Genomic DNA, 416 nt, shown 5'->3' with positions numbered 1-416 from the left:
GAGCGAAATAAAAGTAGCGAAGGTCATGATGTCACACTGCCGAGAAAAGCTTCTAGCCAGAGTAGTTTTACCCGTACCGCAAACCGACACAGGTAGTCGAGGAGAGTATCCTCAGGTGAGCGAGAGAACTCTCGTTAAGGAACTCGGCAAAATGACCCCGTAACTTCGGGAGAAGGGGTGCTGATAGTAAAATATCAGTCGCAGTGAAGAGGCCCAAACAACTGTTTATCAAAAACACAGGTATCTGCAAAATCGTAAGATGACGTATAGGTGCTGACACCTGCCCGGTGCTGGAAGGTTAAGAGGAGAGCTTAGCGCAAGCGAAGGTTTGAATTGAAGCCCCAGTAAACGGCGGCCGTAACTATAACGGTCCTAAGGTAGCGAAATTCCTTGTCGGGTAAGTTCCGACCTGCACG

General features: G+C 49.0%; 1 rRNA gene. It reads left to right on the top strand.

Annotated features, from left to right (window positions below):
- Window positions 1–416, top strand: a 23S ribosomal RNA gene (locus tag LrDSM24759_RS07645); the annotation flags it as partial.

The organism is Lactobacillus rodentium (assembly GCF_003423665.1).
In the GTDB taxonomy this organism is placed as follows: domain Bacteria; phylum Bacillota; class Bacilli; order Lactobacillales; family Lactobacillaceae; genus Lactobacillus; species Lactobacillus rodentium.
The sequence above is the reverse complement of the archived record's forward strand: the minus strand, read 5'-3'. Positions and strand labels throughout refer to the sequence as shown.